Origin of the sequence: Bacillus atrophaeus, from assembly GCF_001584335.1 — a bacterium.
GTDB classification, from domain to species: domain Bacteria; phylum Bacillota; class Bacilli; order Bacillales; family Bacillaceae; genus Bacillus; species Bacillus atrophaeus.
Genome location: NZ_LSBB01000001.1, coordinates 572,031 through 596,704 on the forward strand (window position 1 = coordinate 572,031; position 24,674 = coordinate 596,704).

Genomic DNA, 24,674 nt, shown 5'->3' on the forward strand with positions numbered 1-24,674 from the left:
CGAAGCAATTGAAAGAACGGAGGATTTATATGAATGGAATGCCAAACAAGGGATTACAGATTTTTCGGGATTATATCTATATTCTTATAGGGGCAGCTATTACGGGTGTGTGTTTTAACGTATTCTTGCTTCCGAACCGGATTGCGGCAGGCGGAGTAAGCGGGATCAGTACGATTTTACAGCCATTTGGTTTTGAGGCTGCCTATGTGCAGTGGATTTTTAATATTCCTTTATTTATCGCTGGTGTAGTGATCCTTGGAGGAAAGTTTGGTCTGAAGACCTTGGCGGGTTCTATCTTTTTGCCGCTTGTGGTGTTTTTAACAAGGGATCTGCAGCCTGCCACCAATAATGAATTGTTGGCGGCTATTTTTGGAGGCGTAGGGATCGGGACGGGAATCGGCATTGTTTATCTTGGAAAAGGCTCAACAGGAGGCACGGCTCTTGCTGCACAAATCATACATAAGTATACAGGCTTGTCTTTGGGCACATGCCTCGCGACGATTGACGGTTTAATCGTTGTTGCCGCTATGCTTGTGTTTAACATCGAACAGGGTCTATTTGCAATGCTTGGCGTGTATGTATCAAGTAAAACGATTGATGTGGTGCAGGTGGGCTTCAACCGTTCGAAAATGGCGCTGATCATTACGAAGGATGAGGAAGCTGTCAGAGAAGCGGTTTTTAAGAAAATTGACAGAGGGGTCACCAAAATTTCTGCGGTCGGCGGTTATACAGATGATGAACGGCCGATTTTAATGTGTGTAGCCGGCCAAACCGAATTCACAAAACTGAAACAAGTCGTCAAACAAATTGATGAGTCTGCTTTCGTGATTGTTACAGATGCAAGCGAGGTGCTTGGAGAGGGTTTCAAACGCGCGTGAACGGGGTTATAATATGGTTGAGTTCGTAAAGGAGTTGCTTTTTACAAATGAAATCAAAATTAGCGATACTAATGATTGTGTTTGCCATGTCAGTTCTATTGGCTGCCTGCGGATCTAATGATGCAAAGGAAAAGAAGTCAGACACCGGCAGCAGCACGGAAGCCTCTGCCTCTGAAGGAGAAGAGCTTTATCAGCAAAGCTGCATAGGCTGCCACGGCAAGGATTTAGAAGGCGTTTCAGGACCTAATCTCCAAGAGGTCGGCGGAAAATACGATGAAGACAAAATTCAAAGCATTATTGAAAAAGGAAGAGGCAATATGCCGGGCGGACTAGTTGATGATGCCGAAGCCGCTTCCATCGCCAAATGGCTGTCAGAGAAAAAGTAGTGGCTAAAAATCTTTGCCGATCTTGAGGTAAAGATTTTTTATTTGGCAGATGAAAAGAAACTGTAATAGTATTATGTCTAAATTTGACGTATAATGAAGTGTGTTGAAAAAGGAAACTTTCAGATTTTTATCTTATTACATATGAACGGGTCATAAAGCTGTCAAATAATTCGAAGTGTATGACCGTATGGCATAAAAAGACATAAAAGATTAGGTGATTACATGATAGAAATGAAAGAGGTATATAAGGCGTATCGTAACGGCGTAAAAGCGATCAACGGGATAACAATCGCCATTCACCCCGGTGAATTTGTTTATGTAGTAGGGCCGAGCGGAGCAGGCAAATCTACTTTTATCAAAATGATATACAGAGAAGAAAAGCCGACAAAGGGCCAAATATTAATTAACAATAAAGATCTCGCCTCTGTAAAGGAAAAAGAGATTCCTTTCGTGCGGCGAAAAATAGGCGTAGTCTTTCAGGACTTTAAGCTTTTGCCGAAGCTGACGGTATTTGAGAACGTTGCGTTTGCTTTGGAAGTCATCGGCGAACAGCCGTCTGTGATCAAAAAGCGGGTGCTTGAGGTGCTTGATCTTGTGCAGCTGAAACATAAAGCGAGACAATTTCCGGATCAGCTCTCAGGCGGGGAGCAGCAGCGTGTTTCCATCGCAAGGTCTATCGTCAACAATCCTGACGTTGTCATTGCCGATGAACCAACGGGGAACTTGGACCCTGATACGTCTTGGGAAGTCATGAAGACGCTGGAAGAGGTCAATAACCGCGGAACAACTGTCGTAATGGCGACACATAATAAAGAAATCGTGAACACCATGAAGAAACGGGTCATTGCAATCGAAGACGGTGTCATTGTGCGTGATGAGTCAAGAGGGGAGTATGGTTCTTATGATTAAAATTCTCGGGCGGCATTTGCGTGAGAGTTTTAAATCTCTCGGCAGAAACACGTGGATGACATTTGCGTCTATCAGTGCGGTAACCGTAACGCTGATTTTAGTCGGCGTGTTTTTAGTGATTATGCTTAATCTGAACAATATGGCGTCTAACGCCGAAAAAGAAGTGGAAATCAAAGTGTTGATAGATTTGACAGCAGATAAGAAAGCGCAAGGCACGCTGGAGGATCAAATCAACGATATTTCAGGTATTCAAAGCGTCAGTTTTTCTTCTAAGGAAAAAGAACTTGATAGCTTGGTCGACAGTTTTGGAGACAGCGGACAGTCCTTAACAATGCAGGACCAGGAAAACCCGCTGAATGACGCATTTGTCGTGAAAACTTCAGATCCGCATGATACACCTAACGTGGCAAAGAAAATAGAAAAACTGGACCACGTGTACAAGGTGACGTACGGTAAAGAAGAAGTCAGCCGTTTGTTTAAAGTGGTCGGCGTCTCACGAAACATCGGGATCGCTCTTATTATCGGTCTGCTGTTTACGGCTATGTTCTTAATTTCCAATACGATTAAGATTACGATTTTCGCCAGAAGAAAAGAAATTGAAATCATGAAGCTTGTAGGCGCCACGAACTGGTTTATCCGCTGGCCGTTTTTCCTTGAAGGACTGCTGCTCGGCGTATTCGGCTCGGTGATTCCGATCGCCCTTGTGTTGAGTACGTATCAATCCTTAATCAGCTGGGTAGCTCCGAAGGTTCAAGGTTCGTTTGTTTCCCTTCTGCCGTATAATCCGTTTGTGTTTCAAGTGTCGATTGTGCTGATCTTGATTGGCGCAGTCATTGGAGTATGGGGAAGTTTGACCTCTATCCGCAAATTCTTGCGAGTATAAATATAGTAAAGTCAGTCCAATGCGGACTGGCTTTTTTGTTTTTCTCTGATTTACATGAAATGTCCATCCTTTACATATACTATCTCTAGGTTTTCATAAAGACAGTCTGGCACAACAGGAGGAGGTAAAGGATGAATCAAAAAATGATCGCTTTTATAGCAGCGGGGAGTCTGCTGTTTGGCGGAGCCGGCGTTGTCGCAGGAATGAACATGCCTCACGCAGAAAAGCCTCAAGCACAAGCGGTAACAGCAGCAGCCCAGTCAGACCGCTCCGATTCTGATAGAACCGAGGCAATGGATAAAATTGAAAAGGCGTATGATTTAATTTCGAATGAATACGTAGAGAAGGTTGATAGGCAAAAATTGATGGAAGGTGCCATACAAGGCATGCTGTCTACGTTAAATGACCCTTATTCCGTTTATATGGACAAGCAGACTGCTAAGCAGTTTTCCGATTCGCTTGATTCCTCATTTGAAGGAATCGGCGCAGAAGTAGGGATGGACGAAAACAAAATCATTATCGTTTCTCCATTTAAACAATCACCTGCTGAAAAGGCGGGGCTGAAACCGAATGATGAAATTATCAGCATTGACGGGGAAGCGATGTCGGGTAAGGATTTAAATGACGCAGTGCTGAAAATAAGAGGCAAGAAAGGTTCCAGCGTCTCTATCAAGATTCAGCGCCCGGGAACGAAGAAGCAATTGTCTTTCAACATTAAGAGAGAAGAGATTCCGCTTGAAACGGTATTTTCTTCCGTCAAAAAAACGCAGGGCCATTCGGTTGGATATATCGCGATTTCTACATTTTCTGAGCATACAGCCGAGGACTTTTCAGAGGCGCTGAAGAAGCTGGAGAAAAAAGGAATCGAAGGGCTTGTCCTCGATGTCCGCGGTAATCCGGGCGGATACTTACAGAGCGTTGAAGAGATTCTCAAACAATTTGTAACTAAAGACCAGCCCTACATCCAAATTGCGGAAAGGAACGGCGATAAGAAACGTTACTTCTCAACTTTAAAGCAAATAAAACCATATCCCGTGAATGTGATTACTGATAAAGGGAGTGCTTCCGCTTCTGAAATCTTGGCCGGCGCGTTAAAAGAAGCAGCGCACTATGATGTAGTCGGTGATACGTCATTTGGGAAAGGAACCGTTCAGCAGGCAGTACCGATGGGGGATGGCAGCAATATTAAGCTGACGCTTTATAAATGGCTGACACCAAACGGAAACTGGATTCATAAAAAGGGAATCAAGCCGACCATCGCTATCAAACAGCCTGATTACTTCGAGGCAGGCCCGCTGCAGCTAAAGCAGCCGCTCAAATTGGATATGAACAATGAAGACGTGAAGCATGCGCAAGTGCTGTTAAAAGGCCTCAGCTTTGATCCGGGCAGGGACGATGGTTATTTCAGTGAAGGAATGAAAAAGGCTGTTCTTGCTTTTCAAGATCAAAACAAGCTGAATAAATCCGGAGTGATTGATCAGAGAACGGCGGAGAAAATGAACCAGCTGATTGACGTGAAAAAAACTGATGAAAAAAATGACTTGCAGCTGCAAACGGCGCTAAAATCATTATTTGTAAAATAGAGGGAGACGGCAGATGCCGTCTCCTATTCCTATAGACTTAAAAGAAAATGATTAAAAAGTCACATATTTTTCGCATTTTTGACAGGATATTTAAAAATTTTTCACATATAAACATTTATAAAGGACAACAAATGCCCGATATCAATATATGAGAGAGACTTTCTAACGAGAAAATATGTATTTAAAATGAAACTTTTGCAAGTTGTCTATTAATGGTTTAATTCCTACAATAGAAGAAGGTTCTAAAAAGAACAGTTATTTCATGTTTTGGACAGCTGCACTAATCGTATTGAAAAGAATAACGTTAGCGAGAATGCTTGTAGCACCGCCAGTGCCGCTGTTTGTACTGGTCCGTGCTTAACTGTATGAAGAAAATGGGGGTTCACAATTGAAGAGGGCAAGTATTGTGCGTGAAAAAAAATACTATGAATTAGTGGAACAATTAAAAGACCGAACACAAGACGTAACATTTTCAGCTACAAAAGCACTAAGTCTTCTAATGCTCTTTAGCAGATATTTAGTCAATTACACAAATGTAGAATCAGTGAACGATATTAATGAGGAATGCGCCGAGCATTATTTTAATTATTTAATGAAAAATCATAAACGGTTGGGAATCAATCTGACAGACATAAAACGATCAATGCTCCTCATCGGCGGTGTGTTGGACGTCGAGGTAAACCATTATTTAAAGGATTTCTCACTGTCTAATGTGACGCTCTGGATGAATCAGGAGAGATAAACCTTTTAAGATATCCAAGCCATTTATAATTTGGTAGAATAATATTAAAATGCTTGGCTTGAGGCGGTGAACGAAAGTGTCTGTTGAATGGGCAATTGAACTGTTAAAAAGCGCGGGGCTGTTTTTTTTACACCCGCTCTTCTGGTTTTTCATGATCATAAGCCTTGCTTATGGATATGCAAGGATTAAACGGGAGCGAAAAACATTTCATACGAGAATTGCCGATATTTACGATGAGCTGAAATTTACATATACAAAAGGGCTCATCCCCGGCATTATTCTTTCAGTGATCCTGTTTGGGCTCGGGATATCGGTTCCGCTCGGCATGCTTGGGATCATTGCCGTTGTAACGGCTGTCGCAGCGCTGGTCTTACGCGCAAACTGGCTGTCTGCTGCTTATATTGTCGGTGTGAGTATGATCATTGGCTTTGGCCTCAGCTATTTTCAGGCAGAGCCTTTTTTGAATCGGTTTCCGCAAGGCTTCGAAATTAATTGGCCGGCTATAGCCGTTTTGCTGGGTCTATTGGTCATTACGGAAGGTGCGGCTGCTTATCGTTCGGCGCATGTGAAGACATCGCCGGCTCTGGTTGTAAGCAGCCGGGGCCTGCCGATCGGACAGCAGATATCTAATCGTGCTTGGCTGCTGCCGCTGTTTATCCTGGTGCCGGGTAACGGATTAGAATCACATTTGTCCTGGTGGCCTGTGTTTTCAGTTCCTGGAGGATCTTTCCACTTTATCTGGATTCCTTATATCATAGGATTTGGACAAAGGGTACAGGGATCACTTCCGGCAATCAGCATTAAGACTACTGCGAAACGGATCGCCATACTGGGTCTGGTGATTACGGCTTTTGGCGCGGCAAGTATCTGGTGGATGCCATTTGCGGGAGCGGCCGTACTGACCGCGGTGTTCGGCCGGATATTCCTGTCGCTGAAGCAGCGGGTGAACGACAATGCGGCCCCTTTTTATTTTTCCAAACGGGATCAGGGCTTAATGGTGCTCGGAATTATCCCGAATACGCCTGCGGAGGATCTGGAGCTGAAAATCGGCGAGATTATTACGAAGGTGAATGGTACACCCGTCAAGCACGTGTCTGATTTTTATGAAGCCCTCCAAAATAATAGGGCGTTCGTAAAGCTGGAAGTCATCGGGTTAAATGGGGAGATTCGTTTCGATCAGCGTGCGACTTATGAAGGAGAGCACCACGAATTGGGAATTCTTTTCGTAAAGGATAACCAAGAAGAAGAAGAAAATATAACCGCTTTGCAAGGATAAAACAGTCCGGTGTCACGTGAAAAACGTTGACACCGGACTGTTTTTTTAGATCCGCAAGGCAATGCCTGCGGGATAAATTTCTGATGTGATGGTGTTCACCACTGTATCAGAGGCGGTATCAATCACAGAAATGAGGGTGCTCAGCAGGTTTGTTACGTAGATTCTTGAGCCGTCGGGCGTACATGCGGCGCTGTATGGGTATAAACCCACCGGTATGGCCGCCGTGATTGTGTTTGTTGCTGTATTGAAAACAGACACATCACTGCCGCTTGAATTCAAGATATAAACTTTCTCACCGTTCGGAGTAACTGTCAGCCCAAGGGGATTTTGGCCTGTGCCGACATTCTGCAACTGTCCGTCAGGTGATACGTCAAGGCCTGATGGCAAAAGCCCGACGGGAATGATTTTAATGACGGCGTTAGTCTGAGTGTTGATCACATATACATTGCTGCTTTGCTGGTTTGCCACATAGGCAAAGTTTCCGTTTGGGGTAATCACAATGCTATACGGTACAGCACCCACTTGTATTTTTGTCAATTCGCTATTGTTTTCCGTTCTGATCACGGAAACGCTGTTTTCTCCCGAGTTGCAAATATAAATGAGCTTTCCGTTGGGGGTAATGGCAATGCCAAGCGGAGCCGCGCCGGCCGGAATATATTCTGAAACTGTATTAGAGGTTCGGTTTATAGCGGAGTATTATTGCTTAAAAAGTTGGTCACGTATGCGAAGGTTGCCGGTTCAATATATAATTCAGTCGTTGCCGGAAGCAATGAGCCGATGATTAAAACCGTATTTTCTGCTGAAAAGGAATAGATCCCTTCAGCCGGCAGGGTTTTATTTTTTAAGTGTCAGCGTAAATTGCGCAATTCCGAGAAGATCTAGGGTGAGAGGCAGTGTGACTTTTCTGCCGCCTTCAGAAATTTGCGAAGCTGACAGAGCGGAATTGTTGATTGTATCATTTGTTGTCGCAGTAAACCCTTCAGGCAGTCTGAATACGACACCGCCTAAAGACAGCACTGAATTAGGCGAATACGTGAGGATAAGATCGGTAGTTGTCCCTTCCGCATCATTTTGGACGGCAGTGATTGTTAAAGAAGGCGCGAGCGGCCGAAATTGGTCTTGAGGCTGAACCATATCAATTCCCCATTTCTCTTTACGTATTTGAAAGCTTGGGAATAGAGTCTGGCAGAATGCGAGTCAGATACAGTACCTTATGCAGACGGAAATCGAAAAGCAACTCTGATAGAAAAGATGAAGCAGAAAAACTATACAAAGAAAATAAAAAAGGGTCTGAGATGATCTCAGAACCCGTACGATTACGCTGAATTTTTTTGAACGCTGGCTGTTTCAGCAGGCTTAATTCCGAGAGAAACAAAAATACCGATGACTGAAACGCCGATTAAGATGATAAATAGGATATGAAATCCGGAAATCAGGCCGATAAGAGCGGAAGAAGTAATGCTTCCGAAATATCGAAAGGTTGAAAAGATACCCGAAGCTGTTCCGGACATGCCGGCATCTACTGTTGATAGAGAAGAAACCTGCATGCTTGTTAAACCGACGCCTGAAGCGAGTCCTCCTAAAATAAGTGAAACCATTAAAAATACAATGGAATGGGACTGACTCAGCAATAAGAATAAAATATTGGCTCCCGCCATCATGGCAAAGGAGAGAAAGATGACCTTTCGAGCGCCCCATTTATTATGCAGTTGAGCGCCGACCCAGTTGCTTGCCGACATGAAAATAGAAAACACGGACAGCGCCATACCGCTTTTGGAAGTTTCAAGCCCAAACTGGCTCGTCATAAATAAAGGCATGATCAGCAATACGGCATACATCATCAAATTACTTAACATAACTGATAGATTCGCATTGGTGAATGTTGAGTTTTTAAATAAGGACAAATCAATGACCGGGTGCTTCGTTCGGAGCTCCCATCTGAAAAAAAGCGGGACGAACAAGAGAATCAGCAGACCGTAAATCAGATATCCCCATGATTCAGCGTTCTTTGTGAGCAGAATAATAGAGATAATGCTTACGGCAAGCAAGGCAGAGCCAATAATGTCCAGCGGCGCGTCTGATTTTTTTTCTTTGTATTTTGGAAACATGGTCATTGCCGTAAATAATGCAATGGCCAGAAACGGGATATTAACCCAAAAGATTGAATGCCAGCTAAAGCTGTCGATCAAGATCGAACCGATAAACGGGCCGAGAGCAGCACCGAGTCCCGCGCCGAGCCCGAAAAATCCAAATACTTTCGGCAGACGCTTTTCCGAGACCACGTGCCGGATAATCGCAATGCTGTTCGGCGTCAGAAGCGCACCGCCGACAGCCTGTAATGCGCGAAATACATTCAATAATAACAGGCTTGGTGAGAGGGCGCATCCCAAGGAAGCGATGAGAAAAAGGCCGACTCCCCATAAATACATCGTTTTGTTTCCGTACATATCGCCGAGCTTTCCTGCAATCGGCTGGGTCACTGCCATGACAATCAGATAGACAGTCACCACCCACGTGATGCTGGCGAGTGATTCATCATACGTATTTGATATAGATGAAAGCGCAACTGCAATCATCGTTGAGTTAATGGGAACGAGTATGGCTCCCAGCAAAAGAGAAACGATCAGCGCCCATTCTTTCCTTGAACCCATTGGTATCCTCCTTTACTTTGTCTGCCAGAGGTTTAACGGGCTAAAATTCCTTCGATAAAAATATTGGTGCTATGTTTAATCATTTTATCCTGAGGCAGTGTAATCACTCTTTGCCCTAACTGGAGACGGTGTATAAAATAGCCGAAAATGATAGACATAAAAACATCTGCATTCGCCTCTTCATTTCCTTTGTGAATGATTCCTTTTTCCCCTAATTCCTTAAAATAGTCCATAAGCAGATGTTTCATGGCTTGGGGATATTGTGTTACATGGTTGATGACTTCTTCAAACATAGCCGGTTCCCTAAAGCTGATATGAAAAATATCCTTTTTTCGTTCAAGCTCTGCCAGCAAACAGGTTCCGATATGAAGCAAATCCTTATGCGGATCACCTGTCGTTTTTCCAATAATGCTGCTCATGCTTTGAGAATGCTGGGAAATGAGTGCTTTCATTAATCCTTGCTTGTTTTTGAAATTGCGGAAGATCGTGGCTTCACTCACATTTGCCTTCTCTGCAATTTCTTTTGTTGTGGTTGCGCGATAGCCATTTTTGACAATCAGCTGCATCGCGGCATCAAGGATTCTGCGGTTTGTCGGTCTCAATACGTTTCACCTCACGAATATACTGGCAGGACAAGTATACACCTGTCCTGCCGGTATAATAAAGAGGCAGCCGGCATTTAAGCGCGGCTGACGATGGTGATCTTGCCGCTGGTGCCGTCCACTGTGACAACATCTCCGTCCCGCAGCCTGTCAGTTGCTGCGCGCGTGCCGAGAACAGCAGGTAATCCGTACTCTCTCGCAATAATCGCCGCATGAGACAAAATTCCGCCTGTGTCTGTTATGACGGCTTTGGCATCTTGAAACAGACTGGTCCACAACGGTGTGGTCATTTTGCAAACAAGCACATCCCCCGGTGAGAAGCGGGAAAACTCATTGGCATCCCGAATCACTTTAACCGGACCGCTTACAATGCCGCTTGAAGCAGCAACGCCGTAAATATGATCCTCTGTATTTTTTTCATCTTCGGTAACCGAGCCGACGATGTCTTCTGCAGCCTTCAGCTGTTCCGCCGTCGGTGATCCGAGATAAGAAGGGGCGTGAACCAATTCATACTCTTTAAATACCTCTCTCCGTTTTGCTGTTTTAGCCTGGAGCGGAACAGGGTGTAAAAGGGCGTTTTCGATTTCGTCATCGTATAAATACCACAGGTCCTCTTTGTCATCAATAACACCGCTGTCTGCAAGCATTTCGCCGATTCTCAGCAGAAAGATTCTTGCCTTTGCATCAAGCATCGCATCAATATAAAAATGATGGTCGTCACGGATGACAGATGAATTCAGCATCCATTGATAATAACGGTCATATTCCTTTCGGAAGGCTTCATCTTCTATCTGCTGCAAGAATTCATTGTACAGCTGCTTTCTTTTTTCAATTGTTTTGTTAAACTCATTGTCAAAGTGATAGCCATTGCGAACATAATTTTGGATGTGGGACAGGGCGTAATAAGGGTTTTCAGCCCAGATCTGTTCAATAAGATCATGGCTTTTCACTGATCTCCAGCCATACTCCCGCAAAAATTCATTTACCTTATCCAAGAAAAGCTTTCCGTCGCTTGTTTGCGCCAGCGTCTCTTGCAGTTCTTCCGCTTGATGAGTTTCAAATACCTGTTTCAGCGCTGCGTTCTTTTTGACTTCATTAGAAAGCAGCCACAGATGCCGGTCTGTTTCCAAGGATTTGTTCATTTTTCCTGTCAGCATCTCATGAAAATGGGAATTCTCCGTGTCTCCCTGAACTTGCTGATACATGGTTTCCAGCTTCGTATTCAGGAGTAATTGCGGGAAGACGATATTGAAGTGTTCATCATAGGCTTCCATATAAAATGCCTTTAGTTTCTTAAAGGCGTTCAGCGCGCTTTCCGGTGTGTGTGAAGCTGCTGACAGTTCATCTAATGTTTCATAAAAAGGCAGGAAGGTTTTGTTGAGAATGCCGTACATCCGCTCAGCCAAATGAGGAAACAGTTCTTCAGCCGCTTCGGCAGCCTTTGCAGCTTCGGTCGGGTCTCCGCCTTTTTGTTTCGAATAAATATGGCCCCGATACTGTTTCACTTCTTCAATCGTTACCCCGATCGGAAATTGCTCGGAACGTTTTTTCAGCCCGTGCTCCATTGCAGGAACAATAAGAGAAGAGAATAACGGGCTGATCGGTCCTTCAATGTTTGACTCCATATTCAGCCAGAAATCGTTCATATCCTCCTTGGTGATCATGAAATCACGCTCTTCCTCAGCAGCTTCTTTATCTTGGTCAATGGTTGTAATCGGGCGGGCTTGAAGAAGATATAATGTGTTTTCGGCGATTCCAAATTCCAGATCAACCGGAAATCCATACAATGCCTCGGTCTTTTTCGTTAAGGCAGCAAGTTCCCGTATGTGCTCGTCATTAAGGCAATAGCGATTCCGCATTTCTTCGTTTGTTTCTCTTTCAGCAATGCCTTCAGATTGAGAAACCATATACAATTCCTTTAAGCCCATCTCTTTTTGAATGGCGAATGAATCTTTATTCACGATGAATGTGTCGGGTGTCACGCTGCCGGAAACAATCGCTTCACCAAGACCGTAGCTTGCGCTGATTAATAATTCGCCGTCATCGTGTGTGACCGGATTGCGGCTGAAAATGACACCTGATACTTCAGATTCGATCAGCCCTTGAACCACGACGCCCATTAACGGCTTACCATGATTATTTTTCATTTTTTCTTTATAGCGGCCGACTCTGGCAGAGAAAAAAGAAGCCCAGCATTCCTTTACTTTTCCGAGAAATTCATCTTCTGTTTTGACATTTAAGTATGTTTCATACTGGCCTGCGAAAGAAGCGCCTTCTAAATCCTCTGAAGCGGAAGAGGACCGGACGGCGACAGACGCATAGGATTCCCTGAGTTCATAAAAGGAAGCCGTAAGCTCATTCTTCAGTTCATCTGAGAATATGCCGTTAATGATGTTGTTTTCAATGTCTTCTTTTGTTTCATGAAGCTGGTTATCCTCCATAAAACGCGCCAAGGCATTGGTTTGAATGATGAAACCGTCTGGAACGGGAAGTCCGTTTTTGGTCATCTTAATCAGGTTCATGCCCTTTGCGCCAGCCAATTGACTGGATTCTTCAGCTTTGTTAAACAGTACTGAATACATGTTTCATAACCCCCTCTTTCCGTCGATATACAGGATGTTTTTCTTTTTTTATATCCTGAAAAAGTAAAAGCACTCTGGAGCCTGTCTTCAAAAATGATAGTGAGCACTATCATCCAATTGTAGAGGGTAAGGAAAATGCTGTCAAACACAATAAGTCCTAAATAAAGTTAATAATTAAGTTGGTTAGAGTGATAATAGTTTCAGGAGAAGGCGGGCTATTTGACTCACTTATACTGATGTAGAGGTTTAGAAGAATCATTGCAAAAAGATGATTGAACCATGCTAAAAACGGGTATTGTGTATAAAGAGGGAACGATTGCATCATTGTCCGATTCTTCTTTTTTTACTATAATCAGATGAGATGAAGAATCGGAGGAGGGTTTTTGTGATAACAAAAGCCGTTTTTGCATTAGTTTTTCCTTTTATGCTTGTTGTCCTTTTTACGAGAGTCACATTTAATCATTACGTGGCAATTGCTCTTACAGCCGCACTGCTATTTGCCTCCTATTTAAAAGGCTATACGGAAACGTATCTGATCGTGGGGCTAGATGTGGTGTCACTTGTTGCCGGCGGGTTATACATGGCGAAAAAAGCCGCAGAAAAAAAGGAAGAATAACACGGCCATCATATATAAAGAGATGAATTCCTGCTTTTGCCTGAAGAAAGCAGGTTTTTTATACGGAAAATCAAGATGGAAATAAATGGCCATCGAACTTTAGTTCGTATTTTTAGCGATTTTGCTCTTCATTGTGTTACTATATCAATAGGAAGATTTCGTAAAGAAACGGAGGCTTATTTGTGAAAGATCGCTTTGAGTTAGTCTCGAAATACCAGCCCCAGGGAGATCAGCCGAAAGCTATAGAAAAGCTTGTCAAAGGAATTCAAGAAGGAAAGAAACACCAGACTCTTCTGGGTGCGACGGGTACGGGTAAAACATTTACGGTGTCCAACCTGATTAAAGAAGTCAACAAACCGACACTTGTAATTGCCCATAACAAAACACTTGCGGGCCAGCTTTACAGCGAGTTCAAAGAGTTTTTTCCGAACAACGCTGTCGAGTATTTTGTCAGCTACTATGATTACTATCAGCCGGAGGCTTACGTGCCTCAAACGGATACATTTATAGAAAAAGACGCAAGCATTAATGATGAAATTGATAAGCTCAGACACTCCGCAACATCGTCTCTTTTTGAACGCAGAGACGTCATTATCATTGCGAGTGTTTCTTGTATATACGGTCTCGGTTCACCGGAAGAATACCGTGAAATGGTGCTTTCGCTCAGGACGGAAATGGAGATTGAACGCAACCAGCTGCTCAGAAAGCTTGTTGACATCCAATATGCCCGCAATGATATTGATTTCCAACGGGGAACGTTCCGGGTGCGCGGAGATGTCGTGGAAATTTTCCCGGCGTCACGCGACGAGCATTGTATACGGGTCGAATTTTTCGGAGATGAGATTGAACGGATCAGAGAAGTGGATGCACTGACCGGGGAGATCCTCGGCGACCGCGACCATGTCGCTATTTTCCCGGCTTCCCACTTCGTCACACGAGCCGAAAAAATGGAAAAAGCCATTCTTAATATTGAGAAAGAGCTTGAGGAGCAGCTGAAAGTCATGCATGAGAACGGCAAGCTCCTTGAAGCGCAGCGATTGGAGCAGCGGACAAGGTACGATCTTGAAATGATGCGGGAAATGGGATTCTGCTCAGGCATCGAGAACTATTCAAGGCACTTGACGCTTCGTCCGGCGGGTTCCACGCCATATACGCTTCTCGACTACTTCCCCGATGATTTTATGATCGTTGTCGATGAGTCGCACGTGACAATTCCCCAGGTCCGCGGAATGTTTAACGGAGACCAAGCGAGAAAGCAAGTGCTGGTGGATCATGGATTCCGTCTGCCTTCAGCGCTTGACAACCGTCCGCTCCGTTTCGAAGAATTTGAAAAGCATATGCACAATATTGTTTATGTCTCAGCAACGCCGGGCCCTTATGAAATAGAGCATACACCGGAAATGATCGAGCAGATTATCCGGCCGACCGGGCTTCTTGATCCGATTATTGAGGTGCGTCCGATTGAAGGACAGATTGATGATTTGATCGGTGAAATTCAAGCCAGGACCGAACGGAATGAAAGAGTGCTCATCACCACGTTGACGAAGAAAATGTCTGAGGATCTGACAGATTATCTGAAAGAGATCGGCATTAAGGTCAATTATCTTCATTCCGAGATTAAGACGCTGGAACGGATTGAAATCATCCGGGATCTCCGGCTCGGCAAGCATGATGTTCTTATCGGAATCAACCTGCTGAGAGAAGGGCTTGATATTCCTGAGGTATCCCTTGTCGCTATTTTGGATGCGGATAAGGAAGGTTTCCTCCGGTCAGAACGCTCACTGATCCAGACCATTGGGCGGGCGGCGAGAAACGCGGAAGGCCGCGTCATCATGTATGCCGATAAAATGACAAAATCAATGGAAATTGCCATAAACGAAACGAAACGCCGCCGTGAGCAGCAGGAGCGTTTTAATGAGGAGCACGGCATTACGCCGCAAACGATTAATAAAGAAATACGCGACGTTATCCGCGCGACAGTGGCTGCTGAAGATAAAGAAGAATATAAAACAAAAGCAGCGCCGAAACTGGCGAAAATGACGAAAAAAGAACGCCAGAAAGTCGTTGAACAAATGGAACTTGAAATGAAGGAAGCAGCCAAGGCGCTTGACTTTGAAAGAGCCGCGGAGCTTCGCGATTTACTTTTAGAGCTAAAAGCGGAAGGATGATGAAAGAATGGCTATGGATCGGATAGAGGTGAAGGGAGCAAGGGCGCATAACCTGAAAAACATAGATGTGACCATTCCGAGAGATCAGCTCGTAGTGGTGACTGGACTGTCGGGTTCCGGTAAATCCTCCCTTGCTTTTGACACCATATATGCAGAGGGGCAGCGGCGCTATGTGGAGTCGCTTTCTGCCTATGCCCGCCAATTTTTAGGCCAGATGGATAAGCCGGATGTCGACGCGATTGAGGGTTTATCCCCGGCTATCAGCATTGATCAAAAAACCACGAGCCGCAACCCGAGATCAACTGTCGGGACGGTGACAGAAATTTATGATTATCTGCGCCTGCTGTACGCAAGGGTGGGAAAACCGCACTGCCCAGAGCATGGAATTGAAATTACATCACAGACGATTGAGCAGATGGTCGACCGGATTTTGGAGTACCCGGAGCGGACGAAGCTTCAGGTGCTTGCGCCGATTGTGTCCGGCAGAAAAGGCGCCCATGTCAAAGTGCTTGAGCAAATTCGAAAACAAGGGTATGTCAGAGTTCGGATTGACGGCGAAATGGCCGAGCTTTCTGAAGAGATAGAGATTGAAAAAAATAAAAAGCACTCCATTGAAGTTGTCATTGACCGGATTGTAGTGAAAGAAGGCGTCGCCCCGCGGCTGTCAGATTCATTAGAGACAGCCCTTCGTTTAGGCGAAGGCCGTGTCATGATAGACGTAATGGGCCAGGAAGAGCTGATGTTCAGCGAGCACCACGCCTGCCCGCATTGCGGTTTTTCAATCGGCGAGCTTGAGCCGCGCTTGTTTTCGTTTAACAGTCCGTTTGGCGCTTGCCCAACTTGTGACGGGCTGGGAATGAAGCTTGAGGTCGATTCGGACCTTGTCATTCCGAATAAAGACCTGTCATTGAAGGAAAATGCGATCGCGCCATGGACGCCGATCAGCTCACAATATTATCCTCAGCTGCTTCAGGCGGTATGCAGCCACTACGGGATTGATATGGAAGTGCCGATGAAGGAATTGCCCGATCACCTGCTGGATAAAGTATTGTACGGAAGCGGCAATGAACAGATTTATTTCAAATACGAAAATGACTTCGGCCAGGTTCGTGAAAATCATATTGAATTTGAAGGTGTATTGCGCAATATTGAGCGGCGTTATAAAGAGACGAGCTCAGACTATATCCGTGAACAGATGGAGCAATACATGTCACAAAAACCTTGCCCGACGTGCAAAGGCTATCGTTTAAAGAAAGAAGCGCTTGCCGTTTTAGTAGACGGCCGGCATATCGGAAAGATTACCGAGCTGTCTATAGCAGACGCGCTGCAATTTTTCAAAGGTCTTAGCCTTTCGGAAAAAGATATGCAGATTGCGGACTTGATTCTGCGTGAAATCGTCGAACGGCTCAGTTTTCTTGATAAAGTCGGACTGGATTATCTCACGCTGAGCCGTGCTGCGGGAACGCTGTCCGGAGGAGAAGCCCAGCGAATCAGGCTCGCGACGCAAATTGGCTCGCGTTTGTCGGGAGTGCTTTATATTTTGGACGAGCCGTCAATCGGCCTTCATCAGCGAGATAATGACCGATTGATCAGCGCGCTGAAAAATATGAGAGATCTCGGAAACACGCTGATTGTCGTTGAGCACGATGAGGATACGATGATGGCTGCCGATTATTTGATTGATATCGGCCCCGGCGCCGGCGTTCATGGCGGGCAAGTGATTTCGGCAGGCACGCCGAAAGAGGTTATGGCTGATAAAGACTCATTAACCGGAAGTTATTTATCGGGGGAGAAATTTATCCCGCTGCCGCCTGAAAGAAGAAAACCGGACGGCCGCTTCATTGAAATTAAAGGCGCATCGGAAAACAACCTGAAAAAAGCGAATGCGAAATTCCCGCTTGGAACATTCACAGCGGTTACGGGGGTTTCCGGTTCAGGAAAAAGTACACTCGTAAATGAAATTCTGCACAAGGCTTTGGCGCAAAAGCTTCATAAAGCGAAAGCGAAGCCGGGAAGCCATAAAGAAATAAAGGGATTAGACCATCTTGATAAGGTCATTGATATTGACCAGGCGCCGATCGGGCGGACACCAAGATCAAACCCGGCAACATACACCGGTGTGTTTGACGATATCCGCGACGTGTTTGCGCAGACGAATGAAGCGAAAGTCCGCGGCTATAAAAAAGGGCGTTTCAGTTTTAATGTAAAAGGCGGACGCTGTGAAGCCTGCCGCGGCGACGGAATTATTAAGATTGAGATGCATTTCCTTCCGGATGTGTATGTCCCGTGCGAGGTATGCCATGGAAAACGCTACAATCGGGAAACCCTTGAGGTCACCTACAAAGGGAAAAGCATTTCCGATGTGCTGGATATGACAGTTGAATATGCTCTTTCTTTCTTTGAAAATATCCCGAAAATCAAACGCAAGCTTCAGACGCTTTTCGATGTGGGACTGGGTTATATTACACTCGGCCAGCCCGCGACTACCTTATCCGGCGGAGAAGCGCAGCGTGTGAAGCTGGCATCCGAGCTGCACAAGAGATCAACCGGCCGCACGCTGTACATTTTAGATGAGCCGACAACAGGTCTGCATGTCGATGATATCGCACGGCTTTTGATTGTGCTTCAGCGTCTCGTGGACAACGGGGATACGGTACTTGTGATCGAGCATAATCTTGATATTATCAAAACGGCTGATTACATTGTTGATCTCGGTCCGGAAGGCGGAGCGGGGGGCGGAACGATCGTAGCGTCGGGAACGCCCGAAGATGTAATGGAAGTAAAAGAATCGTATACCGGCCATTATTTGAAACCAGTTGTGGAGCGTGACAGAAAACGGATGAAGGCGCTCATTAAAGCAAAAGAAACCGTTACACCTTAACCCTCTTTTTAGAGGGTTTTTTTATGCAGATGGCGGTCTTCGTCTTTGAGCTGCCGGCTTAAGTCCATTAAATCATGAAGGATATGTGTGCTGCTGCTGTCCAGAAGCACTTTTATATATTGAATATCATGAGAGATGGGCAGAGGCGCGTTAATTTGTTCAAGCTCAGCGATCATTTCGCGGTTCATTCTTTTTTGTTCATGCATCAGTTTTAAAAGTGAATCTTGTGTTACTGTATAATCACCAGGTTTCTTTTGCATTATTTTCACCCTCCTTGATTACGATCAGCTTTTTTACATATTGTAAAGGGTACAGGTGAAAGAATCTACATTCAAAACTTGTAAAAACAAATTTGCGTAAATGGAAGCATGCCCATAGAATGAAAATGAAACCTAAACATCTTTCATACGTATAACTAAGGAAAAGGTCCCTGACCAATGGTCCCGGACAGCCAATTATTATAGGAGTGTGAATGAATTGAATCGTAATCAAGCATTGATAGCATCCCTTTGTTATTTCAGTGTGTTTATCGCACCTCTCATTGTTCCGATTGTTGCTTATTTCGTCGTTGATGAGAAAGAGACGAAGCGGCACGCCGTCCGTTCTCTGGTTTCTCATATTATCCCTTTTTTCGGATGGATCTTTCTCATTGCTGCTTTGATCGGCGGAGCGATTGTCGCCGGTGAAGAAAGTATGATGCCGGTATTTCTTTTGATCGGCGGAGCGATTGTTTATTTCTTAATTGTGATTGGCATTATCATTTGGAATGTCATCCAAGGTATTAAGGTTTTACGCCAGGCATAAGAAAATTAGGGGAGGAGATCAATATGAAACAAGAAAAAGAACGAATATTGAAGCTCGTGGAAGAAGGAAAACTGACGGCCCAGGAAGCACTCACCCTTATAGAAAAGCTGGACAGCGAATATAAAGAAAAAGAAAACAAAATCACTTCGTTATCAACGGATGTTCATGAAGCGGATGAGTCATTTGCCGCAAATAAAGAAGGACAAAAGCCATCCATCGGCGCCAAGCTGTTCGACTGGATTGATTCTGCTGTGAAAAAGGTCAAAGAGGTTGACTTGGATTTGAATTTCGGGCATGCGTTTGATGTGCAGCATATTTTTCAATTTAAAGAAACCGATTTTTCCAGCTTGGAGCTTCAAATCGCAAACGGCAGCGTCAATATCGTGCCGTGGGACGACAGCGATGTCCGAGCTGAGTGCCATGCGAAGGTGTTTCGCGCCGATAGCCAGGAAGCGGCAAGAGACGCATTTCTCCAGCATATTGAATGTGAAGCGAAAGGAAGCAAGTTTTTCATCCGGACAGAAAAGAAAACGATGAAAACGAATGTGACCTTATACATTCCGCAAAAGCAGTATGATAAGATTCGGGTGAAACTGTTTAACGGGCCGATAAGAGGGGAACATTTACATGTAAAAGAGTTCTCAGCCAAAACGACAAACGGTGTACTGTCCTTTTCCCATTTAACTGCTGAAAAAGCGTCTGCTGAAACGGCGAACGGGCAAATTAAACTGGCGAATCACAGCTGCGGCACGATAGAAGCTGAAACCATTAACGGATTGATCGACTTACGGGGAAGAAGCGAGTCGGTTGATGTTCAAAGTTTTAACGGAAATATCGCGGTCACTGTGACAGAACCTGATTGCCGTTCGATTTATACAAAAACAACGACCGGCAATGTGGAGCTTGCGATTCCAAGCGACGTTGCAGTAAAGGCTGAGCTTAAAAGCAATCTCGGCTCACTGTCCCACGAGCTGCTGGATGTTGAGATGCTGAAAGAAAAAAACGAAACGATCCAAAAAGAAATGATGTTTACTTCAAATCAAGGACATGATCAAAACATCGCCATATTCTCAGAATCATTAACAGGCGCTATTAAACTAAAGCATACACAGAGGTGATAAAATGAAAAAGCTTTATCGTTCGAAAAAGAATAAGATGATAGCCGGTGTAGTCGGAGGGCTTGCCGATTACTTAAATATGGACGCGTCACTGCTTAGAATTATTACAGTGATTTTAGCATTCGTTACAAGCGGAATCGTTCCGCTTGTTTATATCATATGGATTTTTGCCGTTCCGTCAGAAAAGGAAATCGGATAAATGGTGAAATGGGCAGTCAGCATTTTAGTTAATGCATTATTACTAATTGTAATTGCCGGATACTTTGATTCCGTTCATGTCAGCAGTATTGGAGCGGCCATTATTGCCAGCCTCATTTTGTCTGTTCTGAATGTGCTGGTCAAGCCATTTTTAATCATTTTAACATTGCCTGTCACAGTGGTGACGCTTGGCCTGTTCTTATTTATCATCAATGCGATTACCTTGATGATGACCGCGGCACTGATGGGAGACAGCTTCCAAATCGACGGCTTCGGCACGGCGATCTGGGCGTCAATTGTACTCTCGGTTTTTCATCTGCTGATTCAAAAAGGAATTTTAGAACCGCTTGGAAAAAAATAAAAAAGCCGCCGATCTGGCGGCTTTTTTGTTATGTCTTTTAAAGAAATTTCAATTTAATGGTGCATTTACATAAAAAACTACATAAGCTGCATCCTCCCGACGCAAAATACATTCAGAGGGAGGTGCTTTTGTGAAATATAAAATGCTCATTTTGGTTCTTATCAGCCTGTTCGGTTTTGTTCCCGCTGTGAGCGCCGAAGGTTTTTTGCCAATGAAAAATAACGGACCTTCATTTCCTATTCTGAAACAGGAATCTGTCCAAACGCCACATTACATACCGCTGCTTGAAAACCCTCCTCAAATTGAAGTGAAGTCTGAAATGAAGGAAAACCTGCTCATTCAGGCTCAAGTGCGTGACCCTGAGTATCAAGCTTTTTCTGCCTTTCTGTTTTATAAACAAAGTAATGAACTGGGCTATAAGATGGTGCCGATGGATGCCGGTCCCGGGGTTTTGCGGCAATTTATCGCGCGAATTCCGAAGCGGTCTATATGGAATAGCGAGATCGAATATTATATCGTGCTCTCCAACGGAAAACAGCAGGTGGAAACGGACACGAAGAAGCTGAAGCTAGAGGGCTATCGGGCTGATCTGGACCATATTCCGGAGCTATTGATCACAGAGCTTGCCATTGATACGAAAAACGCCGGGGGAGCCGATGGCTTTGAGTTTATTGAGATTTACAACACGACTGACAGGTCCATTGATTTTAAAGATTACAATATTCGGTACCGCTACCCGAAGGAAGGTCCTGAATCAGACTTGATATGGAAGCCTGAAAATGAACATATTATCATCCCATCAGGCGGGTCGCACGTTTTTTGGCTGAAAAATCAAGTAAGTGCTGAATTAACGGCGGATGATTTTAATCAGTACTATCGTACGTCTTTGATTGAAGGAAAAAACCTGACTGTTATCGAAGGCACAGAAGGGATGGCCAATTCCCGGCCGCGCGCGGTTGCCATATCAACCAATACGGGAAAAGATATAGCAGTAGCGCATTATCGGAAAAATGTCTTACAGCGGCTGTCATCGGTGCTTTACAAATACCCGCTCAACGGCACAACGGAGCTGCTGAATATCTCAATCGGAGAGAAAAAGCCTGCGCCGGGTTCGGTGTTGCAGGCGCAGGTGCCGGAGCAAAAACGGACAACAATGCCCGACAAAGAAAAGCCGGTCATCGAGGATTTAACCGACCGCAAGCCTGTCCGTCCTGCTGAAAGCATTGAATTACGGGCTGATATACACGACCGCAGCCTTGTCAAAACGGCGGCCTTTTATTATCGGACGGATGAGACAAAGCCGTTCAAGCGCATTCTTGCTGAAAAAGACCGCAACGACAATTTGTATCATTATATCGTTTATTCCCCGGAACTGATTGGAAAGGATCAGCTTGAGTATTACGTGGCCGCGGGTGACGGGACGAATGAAGCAAAAACACCGGTCAAAATGGTTGATATTAAGCAAACAAGCAAGTCGCACGGACTTAGGGTGAATCTTGAAAATCGCGATACATTATCTGGGATTCAATACCTGAAGGCAACGTCTGATGAACGAACGGACAGAATAAAGCTGTGGATTGACGGAAAAGAACAAAAGACAGAGCCATCAATGGAAAAGGAGGCGTATTTTGCGTTTGACACCCGTAAAACGAATCTCTATTTTAAAAATGCTGTGATAATGGGAGACAAGGTGCTGAAAATTTTTGATGACACCACTCACCGATACCGGACATATTCCGTGCCGCTGCCGGAGCCGCTCCTGCAAAAAGGAAAACAGCAGCAGCGTATCACAATTCGATCGGGTTCAAAGGTATCCACGTTCGATACGGCAGAAAATCGCGATGATTTCTTGGTGAAAAACGTCCGATTGGTATTATCAGACGGTACCGTCATCAGGGATTCAAGGATTTTACCGAATAAGGAACTATTTATCGGGGATAATCAGCGCGCAGATAAAAGCAGGCAGTTTCATTTTCATCTCCCGGACGAGCTGTTTACGTCGCGTTTGCTTGAGCTGGACACGGCAAAGCTGTCTGAAGGAGTCCATCTTATCGCAGCCTCCGACGGTAAGGAAGAGCTCAATCTGACAGTACGGGTGGATAATACAGGACCGGCAATTAAGCCGAACGTTACCGGCGGACAAACCTATAAAGGAAACGTCGTTCTTCAAGCCGATATTTATGATAAGTGGAGCAAGATTGAAGAGGTAAAGGCTTCACTTGATAATGAAGATATTACGCTGCCTTATCATACATCGAGTTCGGAGCTTGCTCCCGGAAAACACGTGCTGAAAATAATAGCCGTTGATTTGGCGGGAAATGAGACGGTGACAGAGCGCACGTTTACCACAGAAGAAGAGCATCCTGAGCAGCCGGAACTCGTGGAAAGCAAAGCCGGGAAGGATAAAGCACGTGTCTCTGTACGGGTAAAAGATCCGACAAAGGACGACATGGATATTTCCTTTTATCAGGGCTTTCAATATACGGCGCGTGACCGCGGCAGCATGAAAGTCTTTACACATGCTTCATTGACTGAACCGCCTAAAAGCTTTATACCGCCAAGTGAGTCGCTGCTTTCAAATAGAGAGATGGAACAGATTTCAGATGCTGACGGAAAGACGATACAAACTGAACATCAGAACCTATTTCCTTATCATCGGTTTGAAGTGGAGGTTGATCCGTCAATTGACGGAAATGATGTGACAGAAGCAGTCTGGAAGGGAAGCTCACTGCCGGGAAGAAAAGTGACCATGTATGCTTGGAATTACCGGATGCTTCAATGGCAGGCGATAGACAGCTTTGTTGCAAAAGACAAAAAACAATTTACCCTAAAGGCTTCTGTAACTGCCGCCGATTATGTCAGACATGCGAAAATGAATGTGATTGTACAGGATGAAATCCCGGCGCCAAAGGATATGTACACCTTTGTCTGGATGTCGGATACGCAATATTACGCGGAAAGCTATCCGCACATTTTTGATAAGCAAACGGCATGGATCAAAAATAATCAAAAGAAGCTCAATATTAAATATGTCTTTCATACAGGAGATATTGTTGATGATTCTGCACAGGAAAAGCAATGGAAAAACGCCGACAGGTCGATGCGTGTGCTGGATGACAGCGGCATTCCGTACGGCGTATTAGCGGGAAATCACGATGTCGGCCATAAAGACGGATCTTATAAAGCCTTTGGCAAATATTTCGGCAGCCATCGCTTTGAAGGGAAGCTGCATTACGGTGAATCGTATAAAAATAATCGCGGCCATTACGATTTAATATCGAGCAACGGCAACGATTTTATTATGTTGTATATGGGCTGGGGGATCACAGATGAAGATATTGCCTGGCTCAATCAAGTATTGAAAAAATATCCCGACCGTACGGCGATTCTCTCTTTCCATGAATATTTGCTGGTGAGCGGAAACAGAAGCCCGATCGGAGAGAAAATTTTCAAAAACGTAGTCAAACCGAATCGAAACGTTGTCGCGGTGTTAAGCGGCCATTACCATAGCGCCATGAGAAAAACGGATGCCCTTGATGATGACGGGGACGGTAAGCCTGACCGCCTTGTCCATCAAATGCTGGCTGATTATCAAGGAGGGCCTGAGGGAGGACAGGGTTATGTACGGATCATGCAATTTGATCAAGCGAATGATCAAGTGCATGTATCAACCTATTCCCCGTACCTGGATGACCAGAATTATTATGACACCGAAACATACGGCAATAAGGATGAATTCTCTATTGGAATGAAGCTGAAGCCGCGAACGAAAAAGGTAGAAACCGATTACTTTGAATTAAATGTGTATACTGACAGTCTTCTCGGTAAAAAAGAGAAGGTGAAAAGCGGAGATACGGCAGAATTCGAGTGGGAGAATCTTCAGCCGGATTCCATATATTATTGGTACACAATCGTTGAAGATGCATATAACGGCAAAACAAAATCACCGATCTGGAAATTGGCTACGAAGAAAGCAAAACAGCGCCCAGCTCCCGATCAGTTTGATTTCAGGCATGTCTCCAATCCTTAGGATTGG

The 24,674-nt window shown here is 44.7% G+C and carries 21 protein-coding genes; 15 read left to right on the forward strand and 6 right to left on the reverse strand.

Features of this window, described 5'->3' with window-relative positions; translation table 11 throughout:
* The first annotated feature begins 29 nt into the window (after positions 1-29).
* From AXI57_RS02835 to minJ, 7 genes are all read left to right on the forward strand, one after another.
* Complete coding sequence (locus tag AXI57_RS02835) at positions 30-878, forward strand: YitT family protein (protein WP_003326739.1); 849 nt, start codon at positions 30-32, stop codon at positions 876-878.
* A 47-nt stretch (positions 879-925) separates the two neighbouring features.
* A complete protein-coding gene (gene cccB / locus AXI57_RS02840) occupies positions 926-1,264 on the forward strand; it encodes a cytochrome c551 (RefSeq protein ID WP_061669182.1) in 339 nt (112 codons plus the stop codon).
* 222 nt (positions 1,265-1,486) lie between these two features.
* Complete coding sequence (ftsE, locus tag AXI57_RS02845) at positions 1,487-2,173, forward strand: cell division ATP-binding protein FtsE (protein ID WP_003326742.1); 687 nt, start codon at positions 1,487-1,489, stop codon at positions 2,171-2,173.
* Positions 2,166-3,056 carry a permease-like cell division protein FtsX gene (ftsX, locus tag AXI57_RS02850; RefSeq protein WP_003326743.1) on the forward strand — a complete coding sequence of 297 codons (891 nt, stop codon included), beginning with the start codon at positions 2,166-2,168 and terminating at the stop codon, positions 3,054-3,056. Before ftsE ends, ftsX begins: the two co-directional genes overlap by 8 nt.
* A 131-nt stretch (positions 3,057-3,187) precedes the next feature.
* Positions 3,188-4,639, forward strand: coding sequence for a carboxy-terminal processing protease CtpB (gene ctpB / locus AXI57_RS02855; protein WP_061669183.1), 1,452 nt, complete (start codon positions 3,188-3,190; stop codon positions 4,637-4,639).
* Between the two features lie 388 nt (positions 4,640-5,027).
* Positions 5,028-5,381, forward strand: coding sequence for a swarming motility protein SwrAA (gene swrA / locus AXI57_RS02860; protein WP_042870672.1), 354 nt, complete (start codon positions 5,028-5,030; stop codon positions 5,379-5,381).
* A 76-nt stretch (positions 5,382-5,457) separates the two neighbouring features.
* Positions 5,458-6,657 carry a cell division topological determinant MinJ gene (gene minJ / locus AXI57_RS02865; RefSeq protein WP_061669184.1) on the forward strand — a complete coding sequence of 400 codons (1,200 nt, stop codon included), beginning with the start codon at positions 5,458-5,460 and terminating at the stop codon, positions 6,655-6,657.
* Positions 6,658-6,702: 45 nt separating this feature from the next.
* Here minJ and AXI57_RS02870 read toward each other — a convergent pair whose 3' ends face one another.
* From AXI57_RS02870 to AXI57_RS02890, 5 genes are all read right to left on the reverse strand, one after another.
* Positions 6,703-7,284 (reverse strand): beta-propeller fold lactonase family protein, encoded by a 582-nt coding sequence (locus tag AXI57_RS02870; protein WP_081112738.1) that lies wholly within the window; start codon positions 7,282-7,284, stop codon positions 6,703-6,705.
* 207 nt (positions 7,285-7,491) lie between these two features.
* Positions 7,492-7,791 carry a BslA/BslB family hydrophobin gene (locus tag AXI57_RS02875; RefSeq protein ID WP_162267639.1) on the reverse strand — a complete coding sequence of 100 codons (300 nt, stop codon included), beginning with the start codon at positions 7,789-7,791 and terminating at the stop codon, positions 7,492-7,494.
* A gap of 182 nt (positions 7,792-7,973) precedes the next feature.
* On the reverse strand, positions 7,974-9,308 hold the full coding sequence (locus tag AXI57_RS02880) for an MFS transporter (RefSeq protein WP_010790059.1): 1,335 nt from the start codon (positions 9,306-9,308) through the stop codon (positions 7,974-7,976).
* A 32-nt stretch (positions 9,309-9,340) separates the two neighbouring features.
* Positions 9,341-9,910, reverse strand: a complete 570-nt coding sequence (locus AXI57_RS02885) for a TetR/AcrR family transcriptional regulator (RefSeq protein ID WP_003326752.1) — start codon at positions 9,908-9,910, stop codon at positions 9,341-9,343.
* 77 nt (positions 9,911-9,987) lie between these two features.
* Positions 9,988-12,492, reverse strand: a complete 2,505-nt coding sequence (locus AXI57_RS02890) for a PEP/pyruvate-binding domain-containing protein (protein WP_061669186.1) — start codon at positions 12,490-12,492, stop codon at positions 9,988-9,990.
* Between the two features lie 385 nt (positions 12,493-12,877).
* On the opposite strand from AXI57_RS02890, the gene AXI57_RS02895 reads away from it, so the two are divergent.
* The 3 genes from AXI57_RS02895 to uvrA all read left to right on the forward strand — a co-directional run bounded on the left by AXI57_RS02895 (position 12,878) and on the right by uvrA (position 18,157).
* A complete protein-coding gene (locus AXI57_RS02895; protein WP_003326754.1) occupies positions 12,878-13,108 on the forward strand; it encodes a DUF2198 family protein in 231 nt (76 codons plus the stop codon).
* A 182-nt stretch (positions 13,109-13,290) separates the two neighbouring features.
* Complete coding sequence (gene uvrB, locus AXI57_RS02900; protein ID WP_010790057.1) at positions 13,291-15,276, forward strand: excinuclease ABC subunit UvrB; 1,986 nt, start codon at positions 13,291-13,293, stop codon at positions 15,274-15,276.
* A gap of 7 nt (positions 15,277-15,283) precedes the next feature.
* Entirely contained in the window at positions 15,284-18,157 is a 2,874-nt protein-coding gene (uvrA, locus tag AXI57_RS02905) for an excinuclease ABC subunit UvrA (RefSeq protein ID WP_061669187.1), read from the forward strand.
* 8 nt (positions 18,158-18,165) lie between these two features.
* On the opposite strand, the gene AXI57_RS02910 is transcribed toward uvrA, so the two are convergent.
* On the reverse strand, positions 18,166-18,417 hold the full coding sequence (locus tag AXI57_RS02910) for a hypothetical protein (RefSeq protein WP_003326757.1): 252 nt from the start codon (positions 18,415-18,417) through the stop codon (positions 18,166-18,168).
* 217 nt (positions 18,418-18,634) lie between these two features.
* Here AXI57_RS02910 and AXI57_RS02915 point away from each other — a divergent pair, with 217 nt between their 5' ends.
* From AXI57_RS02915 to AXI57_RS02935, 5 genes are all read left to right on the forward strand, one after another.
* Positions 18,635-18,961 (forward strand): hypothetical protein, encoded by a 327-nt coding sequence (locus AXI57_RS02915; protein WP_003326758.1) that lies wholly within the window; start codon positions 18,635-18,637, stop codon positions 18,959-18,961.
* A 23-nt stretch (positions 18,962-18,984) separates the two neighbouring features.
* Positions 18,985-20,079: a DUF4097 family beta strand repeat-containing protein gene (locus AXI57_RS02920; protein WP_003326759.1), complete on the forward strand. Its 1,095-nt coding sequence runs from the start codon at positions 18,985-18,987 to the stop codon at positions 20,077-20,079.
* Positions 20,080-20,083: 4 nt separating this feature from the next.
* Positions 20,084-20,278, forward strand: coding sequence for a PspC domain-containing protein (locus AXI57_RS02925; protein WP_003326760.1), 195 nt, complete (start codon positions 20,084-20,086; stop codon positions 20,276-20,278).
* Positions 20,279-20,638 carry a phage holin family protein gene (locus AXI57_RS02930; RefSeq protein ID WP_061669188.1) on the forward strand — a complete coding sequence of 120 codons (360 nt, stop codon included), beginning with the start codon at positions 20,279-20,281 and terminating at the stop codon, positions 20,636-20,638.
* A 211-nt stretch (positions 20,639-20,849) separates the two neighbouring features.
* Positions 20,850-24,668: a metallophosphoesterase gene (locus AXI57_RS02935; RefSeq protein ID WP_238380161.1), complete on the forward strand. Its 3,819-nt coding sequence runs from the start codon at positions 20,850-20,852 to the stop codon at positions 24,666-24,668.
* Positions 24,669-24,674: the final 6 nt, after the last annotated feature.

Coding starts and splice junctions, on each gene's coding strand:
- AXI57_RS02910 (WP_003326757.1), bottom strand. CDS start 18,417: ATGCAAAAGAAACCTGGTGATTATACAGTAACACAAGATTCACTTTTA.
- AXI57_RS02875 (WP_162267639.1), bottom strand. CDS start 7,791: ATGGTTCAGCCTCAAGACCAATTTCGGCCGCTCGCGCCTTCTTTAACA.
- ctpB (WP_061669183.1), top strand. CDS start 3,188: ATGAATCAAAAAATGATCGCTTTTATAGCAGCGGGGAGTCTGCTGTTT.
- AXI57_RS02935 (WP_238380161.1), top strand. CDS start 20,850: ATGAAAAATAACGGACCTTCATTTCCTATTCTGAAACAGGAATCTGTC.
- uvrA (WP_061669187.1), top strand. CDS start 15,284: ATGGCTATGGATCGGATAGAGGTGAAGGGAGCAAGGGCGCATAACCTG.
- AXI57_RS02880 (WP_010790059.1), bottom strand. CDS start 9,308: ATGGGTTCAAGGAAAGAATGGGCGCTGATCGTTTCTCTTTTGCTGGGA.
- AXI57_RS02835 (WP_003326739.1), top strand. CDS start 30: ATGAATGGAATGCCAAACAAGGGATTACAGATTTTTCGGGATTATATC.
- cccB (WP_061669182.1), top strand. CDS start 926: ATGAAATCAAAATTAGCGATACTAATGATTGTGTTTGCCATGTCAGTT.
- AXI57_RS02920 (WP_003326759.1), top strand. CDS start 18,985: ATGAAACAAGAAAAAGAACGAATATTGAAGCTCGTGGAAGAAGGAAAA.
- AXI57_RS02930 (WP_061669188.1), top strand. CDS start 20,279: ATGGTGAAATGGGCAGTCAGCATTTTAGTTAATGCATTATTACTAATT.
- AXI57_RS02925 (WP_003326760.1), top strand. CDS start 20,084: ATGAAAAAGCTTTATCGTTCGAAAAAGAATAAGATGATAGCCGGTGTA.
- ftsE (WP_003326742.1), top strand. CDS start 1,487: ATGATAGAAATGAAAGAGGTATATAAGGCGTATCGTAACGGCGTAAAA.
- ftsX (WP_003326743.1), top strand. CDS start 2,166: ATGATTAAAATTCTCGGGCGGCATTTGCGTGAGAGTTTTAAATCTCTC.
- AXI57_RS02890 (WP_061669186.1), bottom strand. CDS start 12,492: ATGTATTCAGTACTGTTTAACAAAGCTGAAGAATCCAGTCAATTGGCT.